The sequence below is a fragment of the Alphaproteobacteria bacterium genome (assembly GCA_030739735.1).
Lineage (GTDB): Bacteria > Pseudomonadota > Alphaproteobacteria > UBA7887 > UBA7887 > UBA7887.
The window spans coordinates 1-708 of the sequence record JASLYQ010000048.1 but is presented as its reverse complement, the minus strand read 5'-3'; the positions used below and the strand labels follow the sequence as shown (position 1 = coordinate 708).

Annotated in this window: 2 protein-coding genes; both read left to right on the top strand. The window is 53.1% G+C overall.

Going from position 1 to position 708, the window contains the following annotated elements; genetic code table 11:
* The coding region (locus QF629_12985) for a DapH/DapD/GlmU-related protein (protein ID MDP6014435.1) at positions 1 to 284 on the top strand (284 nt) is incomplete at its 5' end.
* Positions 285 to 708: glutamine--fructose-6-phosphate aminotransferase (locus QF629_12980; protein ID MDP6014434.1), on the top strand; the 424-nt coding region annotated here is incomplete at its 3' end. It abuts the gene before it with no gap.

The window sequence follows — 708 nt, the reverse complement described above, 5'->3', positions numbered from 1 at the left end:
TCGGTGACGCCAAGATCGGGCCAAAAGCCAATATCGGTGCCGGTACGATCACGTGTAATTACGATGGCTATGTTAAATCGATGACGGAGATTGGCGCCGGCGCATTCATTGGCTCAAACACGGCGCTGGTAGCCCCGGTTAAAGTTGGCGACGGTGCGATCACCGGTGCAGGCTCGGTAATTACTAAAAACGTCGATGCGGATGCGCTCGCCATCACGCGCTCGGAGCAAAAAATTGTCGACGGCTATGCAAATAAACTGCGCGAAAATAAAGGTAAAAAGTAGATGTGCGGTATTGTCGGGATCATCGGTAAAAGCGATGTCGCGCCGCATCTGCTCGAATGTTTAAAGCGCCTCGAATATCGCGGCTATGATTCTGCTGGTATTGCAACGCTGGAAAACGGCGGCATTGAACGCCGCCGCGCCGAAGGCAAATTAGTCAATCTGGAGGCGCGGCTGGCCGATCAACCTCTGCCGGGTTCTATTGGTATTGGCCATACGCGCTGGGCGACCCATGGCGTGCCGAACGAGATAAATGCCCATCCTCACGCTACCGATAAAGTCGCCGTCGTCCACAATGGCATTATCGAAAATTTTCAAACCTTAAGAGATGAGCTGGAAAAAGCCGGGCATGAGCTCGCTTCCGATACCGACACTGAAGTTGTCGCTCATCTGATCACCCATTATCTGGAATCGGGTCAGTCGCCAG